Origin of the sequence: Brevibacillus invocatus (genome assembly GCF_003710915.1) — a bacterium.
Taxonomy (GTDB): domain Bacteria; phylum Bacillota; class Bacilli; order Brevibacillales; family Brevibacillaceae; genus Brevibacillus; species Brevibacillus invocatus.
In genome coordinates, this window is the sequence record NZ_RHHR01000015.1 from 134,555 (window position 1) to 149,684 (window position 15,130).

Annotated in this window: 14 protein-coding genes and 1 riboswitch; of the genes, 7 read left to right on the forward strand and 7 right to left on the reverse strand. The window is 47.8% G+C overall.

Annotated features, from left to right (window positions below):
• Positions 1–233: 233 nt before the first annotated feature.
• Positions 234–1,205 (reverse strand): ROK family glucokinase, encoded by a 972-nt coding sequence (locus EDM52_RS11180; protein WP_122909064.1) that lies wholly within the window; start codon positions 1,203–1,205, stop codon positions 234–236.
• Positions 1,206–1,349: 144 nt separating this feature from the next.
• Between EDM52_RS11180 and EDM52_RS11185 the strand changes: the two genes are divergently transcribed.
• Together EDM52_RS11185 and rlmD are read left to right on the forward strand one after the other, a co-directional pair.
• Entirely contained in the window at positions 1,350–2,240 is an 891-nt protein-coding gene (locus EDM52_RS11185) for a diacylglycerol kinase (protein WP_122909065.1), read from the forward strand.
• Positions 2,241–2,316: 76 nt separating this feature from the next.
• Entirely contained in the window at positions 2,317–3,759 is a 1,443-nt protein-coding gene (gene rlmD / locus EDM52_RS11190) for a 23S rRNA (uracil(1939)-C(5))-methyltransferase RlmD (RefSeq protein WP_122909066.1), read from the forward strand.
• 164 nt (positions 3,760–3,923) lie between these two features.
• Here rlmD and EDM52_RS11195 read toward each other — a convergent pair whose 3' ends face one another.
• Complete coding sequence (locus EDM52_RS11195; protein ID WP_122909067.1) at positions 3,924–6,326, reverse strand: polyprenyl synthetase family protein; 2,403 nt, start codon at positions 6,324–6,326, stop codon at positions 3,924–3,926.
• A gap of 471 nt (positions 6,327–6,797) precedes the next feature.
• Entirely contained in the window at positions 6,798–7,178 is a 381-nt protein-coding gene (locus tag EDM52_RS11200) for a VOC family protein (RefSeq protein WP_122909068.1), read from the reverse strand.
• A gap of 42 nt (positions 7,179–7,220) precedes the next feature.
• Here EDM52_RS11200 and EDM52_RS11205 point away from each other — a divergent pair, with 42 nt between their 5' ends.
• The gene (locus EDM52_RS11205) at positions 7,221–7,799 is read left to right on the forward strand and encodes a DUF4256 domain-containing protein (protein WP_122909069.1); all 579 of its coding nucleotides are present in this window, start codon (positions 7,221–7,223) and stop codon (positions 7,797–7,799) included.
• A 212-nt stretch (positions 7,800–8,011) separates the two neighbouring features.
• On the opposite strand, the gene EDM52_RS11210 is transcribed toward EDM52_RS11205, so the two are convergent.
• Positions 8,012–8,455, reverse strand: coding sequence for a cell wall hydrolase (locus tag EDM52_RS11210; protein ID WP_122909070.1), 444 nt, complete (start codon positions 8,453–8,455; stop codon positions 8,012–8,014).
• A gap of 444 nt (positions 8,456–8,899) precedes the next feature.
• Between EDM52_RS11210 and EDM52_RS11215 the strand changes: the two genes are divergently transcribed.
• Genes EDM52_RS11215 through EDM52_RS11225 form a run of 3 tightly spaced genes read left to right on the forward strand, consistent with a single transcriptional unit; the run spans position 8,900 to position 11,154 of the window.
• Positions 8,900–9,697 carry a transporter substrate-binding domain-containing protein gene (locus tag EDM52_RS11215; protein ID WP_122909071.1) on the forward strand — a complete coding sequence of 266 codons (798 nt, stop codon included), beginning with the start codon at positions 8,900–8,902 and terminating at the stop codon, positions 9,695–9,697.
• 17 nt (positions 9,698–9,714) lie between these two features.
• Positions 9,715–10,371 carry an amino acid ABC transporter permease gene (locus EDM52_RS11220; RefSeq protein ID WP_122909072.1) on the forward strand — a complete coding sequence of 219 codons (657 nt, stop codon included), beginning with the start codon at positions 9,715–9,717 and terminating at the stop codon, positions 10,369–10,371.
• A gap of 60 nt (positions 10,372–10,431) precedes the next feature.
• Entirely contained in the window at positions 10,432–11,154 is a 723-nt protein-coding gene (locus tag EDM52_RS11225; protein ID WP_183185031.1) for an amino acid ABC transporter ATP-binding protein, read from the forward strand.
• Between the two features lie 81 nt (positions 11,155–11,235).
• Here EDM52_RS11225 and EDM52_RS11230 read toward each other — a convergent pair whose 3' ends face one another.
• The 3 genes from EDM52_RS11230 to EDM52_RS11240 form a co-directional block, all read right to left on the reverse strand.
• Positions 11,236–12,195, reverse strand: coding sequence for a PDR/VanB family oxidoreductase (locus EDM52_RS11230; protein ID WP_245996801.1), 960 nt, complete (start codon positions 12,193–12,195; stop codon positions 11,236–11,238).
• Between the two features lie 76 nt (positions 12,196–12,271).
• A complete protein-coding gene (locus EDM52_RS11235; RefSeq protein ID WP_122909075.1) occupies positions 12,272–12,706 on the reverse strand; it encodes a dimethylamine monooxygenase subunit DmmA family protein in 435 nt (144 codons plus the stop codon).
• A gap of 3 nt (positions 12,707–12,709) precedes the next feature.
• Positions 12,710–13,657 (reverse strand): heme-dependent oxidative N-demethylase family protein, encoded by a 948-nt coding sequence (locus EDM52_RS11240; protein ID WP_122909076.1) that lies wholly within the window; start codon positions 13,655–13,657, stop codon positions 12,710–12,712.
• 217 nt (positions 13,658–13,874) lie between these two features.
• Positions 13,875–14,057: riboswitch (Lysine riboswitch) on the forward strand.
• 148 nt (positions 14,058–14,205) lie between these two features.
• Between EDM52_RS11240 and EDM52_RS11245 the strand changes: the two genes are divergently transcribed.
• Complete coding sequence (locus EDM52_RS11245) at positions 14,206–15,051, forward strand: transporter substrate-binding domain-containing protein (RefSeq protein ID WP_245996803.1); 846 nt, start codon at positions 14,206–14,208, stop codon at positions 15,049–15,051.
• The last annotated feature ends 79 nt before the right edge of the window (positions 15,052–15,130 follow it).

Consider the following 15,130-nt stretch of genomic DNA (forward strand, 5'->3'; position numbering starts at 1 on the left):
TCACATGGCTCTGGTTAGCTTGCATGATGAATTTGCAACTGTGATAGATACGAATGGAGTTTTACAATTGCTAGAAGGGTAATCAGAGCTAATAAAGCGAGGAATGGGGAGGGGATTTTTCGTCTTGGCTGGTTGGAAAAGAAGGAATGATGGATGATTTCCTATTTTGGTATAATAAAAGTCAAAGCGCTGCTGTCCGGCATGAGATCACCGTGACAGAGCGCTTTTCTCGTTTATTTGTCCATTTGAGAGCGGATCAACCAACCGGCACCGTAGACTCCCGCGTCGTTACCCAGGCTGGCAGGGACGATTTGCGTAGATTCGACCACATAGGGAAACGGGATGAAACGGCTGAAGGCATCACGGATGCGGGTAAAGAGGAACTCACCTGCATGGGCGACGCCGCCACCGATGACGACCCTGGCTGGATTGAGCACCATACCGAGGTGAGAGAGGGCAAGCCCAAGGTACATGGCGGCCTGATCGACGATGACGAGTGCAGCAGTATCCCCAGCCTTGGCGGCATCCAGGACGTCCTTTGCCTGAATTTCACCTTGTGAATCCAGGATGTGTGCCAGCATCGGGCTTGCTCCGTTCAAGGCAGCCAGGCGACCTTCACGAATCAGGGCGGTGGCAGAGGAATACGTCTCCAGGCAGCCTGTTTTGCCGCAGTTGCACAAGGAACCGCTGTTGGGCGTCATCGTGATGTGACCGATTTCTCCCCCTACACCATTGATCCCGTGTACGACCTGACCGTGCAGAATAACGCCGCCGCCGATACCCGTGCCGATGGTCAAGAGGATCAGGTCCTTAGCGCCTTGACCGGAGCCCTGCCACATTTCGCCCAGTGCTGCGGTATTGGCATCGTTGTCCACTTCGACCAAGAGACCTGTGAGCGCTTCCAGCTTGGCTTTTAGCGGAACGGGCGATCTCCAATGCAGATTGACGGCTTGCTGGACGATGCCTGGTTTGGGATCGATGGGCCCTGGTACTCCGACCCCGATCCCGCCAGCCTGTTCAAGGGAAAAACCGTGCTGCTGCAAGAGGCTGCGCGTCATGTCGGCCGTTTTTTGCAGGATGCCGTCTTCTCCGGAAGTGAGAGGAGTAGGCTCCTGTGTCTTGGCTACAAGCTCCCCATCCGGTGTGATCAGAGCGATTTTAATCGCAGTTCCCCCTATGTCTACTCCCACGATGATTGGTTTCACAGCTCTCCCTCCCAGCTTTTGGAACATCATCTTTATTATCTTATCACGCGTCACCTAGCATAGCGATTCCCAAAATTGGCTATACAGGATATGATGAGAAGAGAGTATACCCGTGAGCTTATGGGAAGGAAGAAGGGATCTGCCTTGAAAAAAGCCAGATTAATCTACAATCCAAGCTCCGGCCGAGAGATTGTACGTCGGCGTTTGCCGGATATCCTGGATTTGATGGAGTCGGCCGGATACGAGACGTCATGTCATGCGACAAAAGGGAAAGATGACGCGACGAAGGAAGCGGCCCGCGCAGTGTCGCGTGGTTATGATTTGATTGTAGCTGCTGGTGGAGACGGTACCATTTATGAAGTAGTGAACGGAATGGCTGGGCAAAAAGCACGCCCGTCCTTAGGGATCATCCCTTGTGGAACGACCAATGACTTGGCCAGAGCGATTGGCATCCCGAAGTCCATCAGCCGTTCTTGTGAAGTGATCAAGCAGGGGAAGAAAAAGCGTATTGACCTGGGCAGGATCAATGATCGGTATTTCATCAATATTGCAGGCGGGGGGTCTCTGACCAATCTCACCTACGAAGTCCCAAGCAAGCTGAAAACCATGATGGGTCAGATCGCCTACTACGTCAAAGGACTGGAAAAGCTGCCTTCGCTGCACCCAATCCGGGTCAAGATGGAGAATCGCAAGGAAGTGCTGCTGGACGAGGAGATCATGATCTTTTTAGTCGCAAACAGTCATTCTGTCGGCGGCTTCGAAAAGCTCGCGCCCAATGCCGATTTGTCAGATGGAAAGCTGGATGTTATTGTGGTGAAAAAGGCGAACATCGCCGAATTTATTCGTATCGCGACCCAAGCGGTGCGTGGAGAGCACCTCAAGGATCCGCTTGTGAAATACTTCCAGACCGATTACCTCAAGGCTACCTCTTATGGCGGGGAGCTGGTTCAGATCAATCTGGACGGAGAATTGGGTGGACAGCTGCCATGCGTCATCGAGGCGTTGCCAGGGCACATCGAGATGTTTGTCCCATAGGACTTGAGAACAAAGGGGATGCCATCAACTGCATCCCTGTATACATAGCAATCCGGATATTAAAGGAGAAAAGATCGTGGCAAAGACAACAAAGAAGCGGAGAGGACCGCAACCGACAGCTAAAGCAGAGCTGGATGTACCTGTACGCGTCGGACAAACCGTGGAAGTGGAGATGACCGGGCTCAATCATGAGGGAGCGGGCGTCGGCCGCATCGAGGGCTATACGCTGTTCGTGGCAGGCGCCTTGGCTGGGGAGCGAGTGCGCGCGCGGGTAGAGCATGTCAAAAAGAACTTTGGCTTTGCCAGGCTGGTAGAGGTCGCCCGGGCCAGCGCTCATCGGGCGATGCCGCCCTGTCCCTTATACGATCGCTGCGGAGGCTGTTCGCTGCAGCACCTGAATTATGAGGAGCAGCTTCGTCACAAGCAGCAGATCGTTCGGGACAACCTGCGGCGGATCGGAGGCTTTCAGGTGGAGGGAGAAGGGGCGATTACCGTACTCCCGACACTGGGCATGAGCGAGCCGTGGCGCTACCGCAACAAGGCACAGGTGCCGATCGGGGAAGAGAATGGCGCCCTGGTAGGCGGCTTTTATGCGGAAAAATCGCATTCCATCATCGATATGAGCGAATGCCTGATCCAGCATCAGGCCAACGACGAGGCTGTCAACGTCGTAAAGAAGCTCGCGACAGAATTGAATATCCGGGCGTATGATGAGCTGCACCATACTGGACTTTTGCGTCACGTAGTCGTCAAGGTAGGCGTGAAGACAGGCGAAGTCATGGTGGTGCTGGTGACGACCGAGGAATCGATTCCCCAGCGGGATCGCCTCATCGCAGCGATTCGGGAACAGCTTGCTGGCGTGACCAGTATCGTGCAGAACATCAATCCGGATAAGACCAACGTCATTTTTGGCAAGAAGACCGTCACTCTGTGGGGCAGTGATGTCATTTACGACTACATCGGCCCGATCAAATTCGCGATATCGGCCCGTTCGTTCTACCAGGTGAACCCGACGCAGACCGAGGTTTTGTACAACAAGACCTTGGAGTATGCAGGTGCGACCGGAACCGAGACGGTCATCGATGCGTATTGCGGAATCGGGACCATCTCGCTTTTTTTGGCCCAGAAGTCGCGTCATGTCTACGGCGTGGAGATCGTGCCGGAAGCCATCGCGGACGCCAATCGCAATGCTAAGCTGAATGGCGTGGAGAATGTGACGTTTGAGACAGGCCCTGCTGAGGTGGTCATTCCGGCTTGGAAAGAGAAAGGGATACGAGCGGATGTCATCGTGGTCGATCCGCCGCGCAAGGGCTGTGACGAGGCGTTGCTCGCGACGATTCTGGAGATGCAGCCTGAGCGTGTGGTGTATGTGTCCTGTAACCCATCCACGCTGGCGAGGGATTTGAAGATGCTGGCTGAGCTGTATGAGGTGAAGGAAGTGCAGCCGGTGGATATGTTTCCGCATACGGGGCACGTGGAGTGCGTAATATTGATGGAATGGAGGGGCGAGCCTAAATAGGCTACGCCCCCTTTTTAAGTGGGTTTTGGAAGTTATAACTGATTTCACCGACTATTTGCTGTAGCCATTTCGACTATTTCCAGTATGGTCACCGTCGGAACTATGTTTGCTGTAGCCTAAGTGATCATCCATTTCAGCTTCAAAAACTTGTTGGAGCTCTCTTATTACCTGTCCCGATTAACAACATAGTCCAATAAATGCTTCAGGAATGGGGTTTTTAAAGACATCTCCTTCAACGCTTCCATCGCGCAGCAGTAGTGCTCCCACATCTCTTTCCTGGCATCTTTCTGACCAAGAACTGTTACAAAAGTCGAGCTGTTGTTTTCAACATCCTGGAGAGTGGGTTTACCGAGTAAAAGCCGATCTCCTTCCACATCAAGCAAATCATCCTTAATCTGAAATACAATCCCCGCATGATAGGCATATTTCTTTAAAGCAGCAATTTCCAACGCCTCAGCCTGAGCAAGAATGGCAGGCATAACGAGAGAAGCCTCAAATGCAATTCCGGTTTTGTAGTAGCATATCCGTTTCAATTGCTCCAGTGTTAATTCTTGACCTTTGGATTGCAAATCCATCGCTTGCCCCATACACATCTCTCCCGCTTTTTGGGACGAATACTGCATCATGGCAAGTACGGCTTTTGCATCGAATCCGTTTAGAGACGATTGTTCTTCAACCGACTTCATGAACAGAAACAGACCTGTTAATTCCGCAGTAGAGGAATTATGAACCATATGCAAGGTTGGACGCCCTCTACGGGTAGAGGAATTATCTTGCGATGGGAGATCGTCGAAGATCAAAGATGCGGTATGCATATATTCCAATGATCTTAGAAGTGGTACGATCTCCGGAAATGGCAATCCGTATTCGTTAACGCCCATGACCCAAGTCATGATGGGCCGTAGTCGTTTGCCATCTCCTTCGAGACTGTAATTTGCAGCATCGATCAGCGAATCCTTCATCGGGGGAATTCCGTCATGTTTGGCAATCTGCAATTGGTTGTTGATCTGTTCGCGGACCGTTTTGACTGTCTCGATAAAATACTCTTTTTCTTTCCGCTTGTTTTTTAGAGCGGTCACCATCTGATCCCTAAGCAGTTTATCGAAAAAATCCACATTGTCCGCTTCTCTAACCATTAGTTGGATGAGACGATTGAATTCCGGATCACCAGGAGCAAATACCTCCATCAATTCGTTATACTTTTCAATTCCGATGCGTTGTTTGCAACGTTTTAAACCGTTGATGGCACGATCCAGTATCACCTCAAGCGTTTTGGGATCGGAGTGATACACATGATGGATCAGATGGGAGATGACGGCCCAATATAATTCAAAAGGATTGATCAAATCCGAACGCTGATCCCGGTATTTTAAATAATAGGTATAGGGGGTTACCGCCCCTTCTCTCATATCGTCAAAAATATCCGCAAAATCATCTGCCAGCTGGTTGTAGATGCCATAATAAAATACTCGATGATCAAATCCCTCATCTACAGGAGCGCTAATGACGGAACGGACAATCAAGCGGGCAGAAGAGGATTTTAAGATAACGGGTAAATAAAGTTCTTCGTTGGTGTAATTCGCATTCGAAAGGTCCTTTATTCGGTCCAGATGCTGAGAATGAAAAAACACATACGACTGCTCGAAAAAGGGCTGCTGCGTATCCGATCGCTGTTGGCACTTCATATACTCAAAGGCTTCCCGGAGCTCCGAGTGTATATAATGAATCAAATCCCTGTTATCTCCGTTCCACTCTCCCAATTCCGGCACAGATCCGGTCAGAAGCGCGGTGCGTATCATACGAGAATACTTTTCTTTCTCTTGATCATTTAAGATCTCGGAATCGAGAAGATCGTCAATAAAAGGATAGGTCAGACCATAGGAGTAACCTAGCCTGATAGCTTCATCGAGTCTCCTCGTACGTTCCACAGGCAATATCTCATCGCCCATCTCTTCTATCGCATGCAGAATAACCCCGCCAATGATTTTGATCAGTTTGCGCTGGGCGTGCTCTGCGTTCATATCGTCCGGAATATGGGAGGATACAGCCTTTAGTTTTTCTATCAACCAAATCGCTGCGTTTTCTACGCCCTCCTTCTGGGCCCACCGATAAAAACCGGCCAGACTCAAATAGTCGGGTTGGTCTCCCCGTTTGGTAGCGGTGGATTGAATCAAGTAATTTTTGATGTCGGTAACTAGGCGCCGAATCCTTTTCTGTGTTACTGGGGAATCCAGAGCTTTACCCAAATCCCTCATAAAAATATAGGACACGCTTCGATCAAGGTAATCATCCAATTGACCGGTAACATTCAGCCAGTCGAGGTATCTATAATAATCCTGTGTATCCGGTTTTCTTTTTACCCGTGAAAAAAAGGAAAGCCATGATTTATGATGAATGTGGTTACTCTGCCACAATTGAAAATCCTTTGTTAGAGTAGGCACATAGGTCTTTTCCATAACCTGCTCATACAGCGATGCAAAATACTGAGCTGCCTTCTGCTCGGCCAGCCGGTACCACGAGTCGGCATGCTCTGTAAATGCCTCATTCTCTGTAAATTTACCATTCATAGGATAGATTACCTCAAAACTGTATATTTTCGTTAAATATTCTGAAAGAGCATTTCTCCAAGGACGGGAACGAATTTAAATTCATGCCGCATCAAATTCGCAGGATCATGTTCATACACTTTTATACGCGAAAGAGTCTTTTTGGTTTCGTAATCGTTAGAGGATCACATGAAGCCAGGGTTCGTAATTTCTTCAGCCTATGGATAGAGTGCTAAAGGGTCGGTTAGCAATAAGCAAAAATGGTTAACGTTGACTGTGGTATTAAATAATTATATTGCAGATTGTGACAGTAGAGTTCAAATGAAGGAACAATTAGAAGTCAAGTAATTCAATTGCAGTTCGGAGTAGTACATTCGAATGAATGGTTCAACGCATACTAGTCTTTACTAAATGAAAGAGAGTACCGCTTTTAGAAGTACTCTCTTTCTTCAAACATAGAATCACGATTTGTAGTACATATTTTAAAGGATTCTATTTCGCGTTCACATCTGGCTGATGAATACCAAAAATATTGCCTTCGGTATCCATATAATATCCTTGCCACGCCATTCCAGGCAGAGCATGCTTTGGATGGGCGACCTTGCCTCCATTTTTTAGGATTTTTGCTTCAGTTGAATCGTAATCTGCCACTCCCATTGTACAGGCATAGCCATTCAAAGCCTGGCCAGTTTCTGGGGAAGCACCCTGACGTTGCATCAAAGCTCCGTTAATTCCAGGCTCGTTTGCATTACCGGTAACAGCTCCAAAATAGGGCATACCAGCATAATCGCTCCAATCCTCAAACGCCCACCCAAATACTTCTCCATAAAACGTTTTAGCGCGTTCCATGTCAATTTTACTTATGCTACCCATGTGAATCACTAGGTAATTACAAACTCGAAAGGAGAAAGGAACATGCCAAAGAGTGATAGCAACTCTATAAAGGAGTTATTGCCGGAGCAACGTGAAGAACTACTCCAAACATTGAAAGCCCGTTTTGAGAAAAACATGAATCGCCATCTAGGTCTTGAATGGGCAAACATCCAAGCAAAGCTCGAAGCGCATACCGAAAAACTGTGGTCGCTCCATGAAATGGAGAGAACGGGCGGTGAACCGGATGTAGTTGATTATGACGTTCAGACAGGCGAGTACATTTTTTACGATTGCTCAGCGGAAAGTCCCAAAGGGCGTAGAAGTGTTTGCTACGATCGTGAAGCGCTGGAGTCAAGGAAAGAACATAAACCACAGAATAATGCGATTGAAATGGCAGCTGCCATAGACATTGAGCTGTTAACAGAAGAACAATACCGGGAGCTACAGAAGCTTGGAAATTTCGATTTGAAAACTTCGAGCTGGGTGAAAACACCTGCTAGTATTCGAAAACTCGGCGGGGCGATCTTTTGTGATCGTCGCTACGACACTGTCTTCGTATACCACAATGGAGCTGAATCCTACTATGCCGCTAGAGGGTTCCGCGGCTCGCTAAGGGTCTAAATTTTGGCGGGTAGTAGGAAGTATCGCGACGTGTTGCTCTTTGAAGTTTCTATTTTCCTATACGTTAAAAAACTGCACCCCAATTGTTAGTCTTGCCTAACATTGGGGTGCACTTCATATGATAGCCTCCTCATCCAAATCTACATCATTGATGATTCCCCCTTTTTTCGTTAGGGGCAGTGTAATGATTGGGCTGTTTTTCGTCCATAGAATTAAAAAGTATTATATACATTTTCACATTCTTTCGCGGTCGGCTCATAAAAACAGTGAAGCTTGTATCGTCCTACGTGCGGCTGATTATACCAGGTCGGCGGACATGGCTGGGGAGCTGCGGCCGTTCCCGGACGAAAATACCAGAGGGAGAATTTGGCCGGCCAATACCGTTCCCCATTCACGGCCCGTCGCGCCAGACGTCGTTCTCTATCTCTAGCCCTTTGGTAGTACATACCATGCTGCAAAGCTTCAAACGCATGCGGCTGGTTGATCATTTGGGGAATTGTCCGGATTCCTTTAAAATCGGAGCAATTCGCTCTTATTCGGTTAATTCCAACATTTCCAACAAGGAGCATTCCCATTTCACCTTCACCTTCAGCTTCGGCTCGAAGCAACCTTGCCAACATGTCAATATCACTGCTCCTGGCTTTTACGACGGCCATCGGCTCACCTCTTTAGATTGTTTTAGGCATATTATATTGTTGATGAAACGGATATGTTACGTTATCAAAGGTTAGTGTATTCAGTTATGGAGATCCGGTACCGGAACAAATCATTCTGCTCTCAGCTTTTTCGTTGGTTATGGCGACATTAAACGGGGAAAAAGACGAAGCCAAGTTGAGCGGGATAGTTAATAAGTTATTTGAACGATCTTTCTTACGGGGGTGAAACGAATACTGTTGCCCCAAGGGTTCACAGCCTTTTTTTATCAATGAACACTCACAAATATTTGGAAAAATCGGAAAACAAATGATAGAATGATACAAATGGAAATAATATTCTGATTTTTAATGTTATCCCTATGCATGTATCTCAAGTTAGGAATGATCTAGGTTCACGCACAAGTTTGTCAGTCCTTTTTTACCAGTAGATAAGGGGGAAAGCACATGATCAATCAGCGTAATCTTTTTTTAATCATTCTATCTTTGGCTCTAATGATTCTTACTGCCTGTAGTTCTAAAACGGTCAGTCAGACTGGACAATCGGGCGACCAATCGCTTGACCGCATAAAATCAGCCGGGGTGATCAACGTCGGGATTGAAGGCGCATACCCACCGTTCAACTATTACAACGATAAAAACGAGCTTGTTGGCTTTGACGTAGACATCGCCAATGCGATCGGTGACAAGCTGGGTGTCAAAGTAAACTTTGTTGTTACACCGTGGGATGCCATCATCGCAGGCTTATTATCAGAGAAATACGACACCATTGTCTCCAGCATGGGGATTACAGAAGAACGCATGCAAAAGGTGGATTTCTCCAAACCTTACTACCATACAGGTGCGCAATTATTCGTTCCAAACGATTCTCCTATCACGGATCCGACCAAAATCGAAGGATTAAAAATCGGTGCCTCAATCGGTACCACATTTGAATCAAAAGCAAAAGAATTAAAGGTAGACTTAGTCACTTACAAAAATGACATGCTAACCTTCCAAGATTTGGTGAATAACCGCATTCAGGGTGTCATTACAGATAAGGCAGTAGGTTCATCCGTTATCAAGGAAAAGAGTTACCCCTTTAAGGCAATAGGTGGACTGCTATATGAAGAAGAAGCAGCGTTCACGTTGCGTAAAGAAAATAACGCGCTGAAAGATGCATTAAACAAAGCACTGGAAGAAATTCAAAGTGATGGAACCTATGAAAAAATCAGCAAAACCTGGTTCGGTAACGATATCCGGTAGGAAAGGATTGTACCTGCATGCTTGATTTTTCCCTGGTCTCCGATTTTATTGGATTTCTGCTTGAAGCATCAGTGGTGACGATAGAGCTATCCCTCTTTGCGATCGTATTAGGTTTAATTCTTGGGCTCATAGCAGCATTGATGAAAATATCGAATATCAAGCCGCTCATGTGGTTGGCGGATTTCTACATCTGGGTGATTCGCGGAACACCCATTCTTGTACAAATCTTTCTGGTCTACTACGGATTGCCTCAGGTTGGAATTGAATTGGGTGCATTCTCATCCTCTGTCATCGCGTTGGGAGTGAATGCAGGTGCGTATATCGCGGAAATATATCGCGGTGGCATCATGTCCGTTCCGAAAGGTCAGACGGAAGCAGCCGAGTCGCTTGGGATGACCTATACCACCATCATGCGCAGGATTGTCTTGCCTCAGGCGTTTCGAGTCAGCATTCCAGCCTTGGGCAACCAAGCGATATCTATGTTAAAGGATTCATCGATTGCCTCTCTTGTCACGGTGTCTGAGTTGATGATGGTGTCTCAACGTTTTGCAGCGACCAACTATGCGTTTATTGAATTTTATATCACGGCAGCAGCTCTGTATTTGCTCATGACGACATTTCTTTCTTATTTCCTGAAAAAGTTAGAATTCCGCATGTCGCAAAGCGAGCGTTAGGAGGAAGCGAAAACAATGAGCAACCGTGCCGTAGAAGCAAAGCGTGACAATAATCAGTCAATCATTGTGGTGAAAGATCTTCACAAAAGCTTTGGTAACCTGGAAGTGTTAAAAGGAATTGATCTCATCGTCAATCGAGGCGAAGTAGTCTCGTTGATTGGCGCCAGCGGTTCAGGTAAAAGCACGCTGCTTCGTTGCTTGAACCGATTGGAAACGATCAGTGGTGGCGCCATTACCATCGATGGCATTCCACTAAATGAGTCCTTGAAACATGTGAGCCAATTTCGGCGTGAAGTGGGGATGGTCTTTCAGCAGTTCAATCTCTTTCCCCATATGACTGTTCTGGAGAATGTGATGGAAGCGCCTATTCAGGTAAACAAAGTGACCAAAGACGAGGCAAGGAAGATTGCGGTCAACCTGTTGGAGAAAGTAGGGTTGTCAGAAAAGCAAGACGTGTATCCGCGAAAGCTGTCAGGCGGTCAACAACAACGCGTGGCTATTGCAAGAGCGCTTGCCATGAACCCAAAAATCATGTTGTTCGACGAGCCGACCTCGGCACTTGACCCGGAGTTGGTGGGCGAAGTGCTCCAGGTCATGAAGCAGTTGGCCAAGGAAGGGATGACGATGGTTGTAGTGACCCACGAGATGCAGTTTGCTCGCGAAGTAGCCGATCGGGTGATTTTTATGCATAATGGGCTTATAGAGGAACAAGGAAATCCGCAAGAGGTTTTGGTCAATCCCAATAGCGAGCGCTTGAAATCGTTTTTGCGGATGATCAAATAAGAGAAAAACGCTCCACTTCGGTAGATGGCTAGGTCACACTTGCCAATATACCAGAAGTGGGCGTTTTTTTAGGACAGGCTCCTACAGGCTCAGAACCAGCTTATTATGTACGGCTCGAGAGACACACGTCATCATCACATCCTGCGCCGCTCGCTCTTTCTCCGATAAGACCGAGTCATAATGAGCGACCTCGCCAGACAAGACTTCCACGGCGCAGGTGCCGCATCGACCGACACGGCAGGAGTAAGGAGATTTGATGCCTGCGGCCAGCAGTGCCGCTAGCAGGCTTTGGTCGCTTCCAACCGAAATCGTCCGCTTGCTTTGCCAAAGCTCCACGAGAAAGGGTTCACGCAGCATGGGGGCGGGTGGCGCAAATAATTCAAAGTGAATGCTTTGCTGAGGGTACCCATAGCTCCTCGCTGCTTCCTGAAACTGATTCACCATGGTCTCAGGGCCGCAAAAATAGACGTGCGTACCTATTCTCTGCTGGCGCATACCATCCGGTCTCATCCGGGATGAATCCGGGTCAGCAGAAAGGTATAAGTGACAGGAATCCCTGTAGGTTTTCTGCAAGGTTTCATAAAAGGCGCACATCTCCCGGGACTTGGCTGCATAATGCAGCTCAAAGCTTCGTCCCTGGGCGACCAGCTCCGCCATCATCGAAAGGAAGGGGGTAATGCCGATTCCTGCCGCGTAAAAAACGTGATGCTTCGCACGGAAGCTGAGCGAGAAATGATTTTTGGGGTAGCTGATGAAAAGCTCGGTCCCTTCTGAGACCTGATGATGCCAGTAAGCAGATCCTCCTTGCGATTGTGCATGGAGTTGAACCGCGATCTCATAATGATCCGTAATGGCGGGTGCCTGGACCAAGGAGTAATGTCGTTCCAACGTTCCCGCAGCCGTATTCAGAAAGGTGGTTACATGAGAGCCCGCACTGAAAGCAGGCAAGTCTGCACCTTCTTTGGATACGAGAACAAATCGCTTCACGGAAGGCGTTTCTTGAATGATTTGTTTGACGAACACGTGGATTTTCGGTTGCATGACAGTCATCCCATTCTATCTGATTTCGAAATACGATCCCAAAGGGGGAATGAGCCAATTGGTACGGTAAGTGGAATTATCGAATGGAGGTGTAACCAAGGAATGCTTGCAAGCGCTTGGAATAATGCTCGGACACGCTTAGCTCCTCTCCGCAAAAATGGCACGAAATGACCGTCTCGTCTTCCGTTTGGTTCATCTTTTGACAGGCAGAGCAAAAAACCTGCCTGGTGTGCGGCCCCAGACCGTGACATTCCATCTCTTGTTCGGAAAATCCGGCGTCCTCTGCCAGTTGCCTCAAAGGCTCCAAAAGAGGCCATGAAACAAGCAAATAGAGATAGGTACCGATCCATTGGCGAAAGAGCAATGCGGTCAATTCAGACCGATGCAAGCTTTCCAACGTGACAGGATGGACTTCCACTGGGAGGCTGCTTGCCGCAAGCTCGTTTCTGAGATCATGAGAAGCAGACTCACCTGTCTCATCCATCAAGAGCAGGTATCGCTGTTTTTGCATGCTTTACCCCCTCTCTTTTTGCAGCTCATATTCCAAATACTGAATGACTTGTTGCTTGTACAGCTTCATCCCTTTATATTCTGCAATAAACGCGGGCAGCTCTACCAGAACATGGTACAGCTGTTCCAGATAGGCCCGGTTTTGCGCCAGTTCATGTAAGGTGATCAAGTAGCTGTGGATCGTAAAGAGAACAGCGTGGCTTCGTGGCAAACGGAAGAGCTTTTGTACCTCTACACGCAAGTACACCGTCTCTCCGGCATTTTCTGCTGTGACCTGTTTGCGCATTTGTCCCCACTGGTGAAAGGTTTCGAGGGAAGCATCCAGCCTTTTGCCTGCATTAAGCGACCAGTTTCTTCGGACCCAGGGTTGGCCAACCTCCAGCTTCATGATAAAGTTGCGAATTTTCTCATCTAGGTTCCCATTTGCGAATCCAGGAATCGGACTGTGAATCTCTACGAAATTCATCCCCAGATTGAATTCGAGCGACCAGTTGGCTGGAAAACAAAGCTGGCCTGCATCCAGAAATAAATCACCGTCTCGCTGTCCCATCAGAATCAAATCCTCCTGCACATGGCGGCCAACGAAATCGAGTGGCTCCCAGGGAAGCGTCGAAACATCTCCGAAGACGAATTGCTGCGTTTCATTGAGCTTGTGGTTGGAAAACGTCCAGGAATTTCCCTCTTTCGTTAAGGAAAAGTCCTCCGGATAGGTTTCATGCAGATGATGCAGCACAAGGCTTGCGATTTCCCATTGTGCAGGTATCGTATGGGGGAGTGACTGATAGCAGCGGTTGGGATGATTGGCTAGCAGCGACCGCTTGAGTGTCATTTCCTCCAGGTATTCCGGCGTAACCTCGATGGCAATCGGTGGATCGAGAAGCACCGAATTGTTGGAGTAGCGATACGTATCGCTATTGAAGGGGTAAGGAAATCGGGATAGTTGGTCGGACATGGAGTGGAGGGTACCTCCTTTCGTTTTCAGATTATTCTACCATTTTATTATAACGAAAGAATCCTCTTATTTGTACTCTCTGCGAAGAACCCTAATACAATTGTATGTTTCGTAAAATGTTTTTCTTGTGAATATGCTTTCCAAAACCTTCCGTTATTGACGGTTCTCCCGATAGATAGTATACTGATAAACAAATTTAATAAGACCTCACTTTCTACAGTGAGGTAGAGGCGCGATATTTAACAGTCCTTAGTGGAGTTCGAGAAAACGATGAGGCTAGGGAGAAGGAAATGTCGCCGAAGCTTGTAATATGCTCGGTATTACTTGCTGGGTCTGCAGTTAAGAGCTGCAGGACTGTCTCAATAAATTCCCCGATTTATTGAGTTGAGCTATCTCATTTGGGTTAAAGGGAGGTTTATGGGAAGACTATATAAATAGTGCGGCCAGAGACTTTCTCAGGTCGCTTTTTTGCGTTTTTCTCTAAGAATGTGTTGATCTTAGTAGCGTCATCCTACCATCATCAGAAAAATCAAAAGGAGAGAACAATCTTGAAAAAACTATCATCATTTCTCGCTATCTTTCTATCAGCTATGATCCTATTAACCGGGTGTGGGACAAGCTCGAGCAGCAGCCCAGCAGAGGGATCTGCGCCTGCAAGCAATTCGACCTTTAAGGTAGGTCTCGAAGCAGGGTATGCGCCATTCAACTGGACGCAAATGGACGATTCCAATGGTGCCGTAAAAATCGACGGCAGCTCCGAATTTGCGGGTGGCTACGATGTAGAAATCGCGAAGAGAATTGCGGAGAGCTTAGGTAAAGAGTTGGTCATCGTGAAAACAGAATGGGATGGTCTGGTTCCAGCTTTAACCTCTGGCAAAATCGATGCCATCATCGCAGGCATGTCTCCAACTGCTGAGCGTAAAGAGACCATTGATTTCTCCGACAATTACTACAAATCCAACCTCGTGATGGTTGTGAAAAAAGGCAGTAAATATGAAGGTGCGACTTCGATCCAAGATTTTAAAGGAGCAAAAGTAACGGCACAATTAAATACCTTCCACTATTCCGTGATTCCCCAAATTGAAGGTGTGGAACAGCAACCGGCACTGGACAACTTCCCTGCGATGCGCGTTGCTCTGGAATCTGGCGTAATTGATGGATACGTTTCTGAGCGTCCTGAAGCGGTGAGTGCGGCAGCAGCGAATCCGAACTTTGTGATGGTGGAATTCAAAGACGGCTTCCAGACCTCCGAAGATGATACGGCAATCGCGGTAGGTGTGCAAAAGGGCAGCGAATTGACTCAAAAGATCAATGAAGCACTGACTGGCATCTCTGAAGATGAGCGTACCCAGATTATGGATGAAGCTATCAAGAATCAGCCAGCAGCACAATAACAGAGTCGAGAAACCGGCTGCATGCACGTGCAGTCGGTTTTAACTGATCCTGAGAGCCTCCCAGGCAGACAGTAGCATA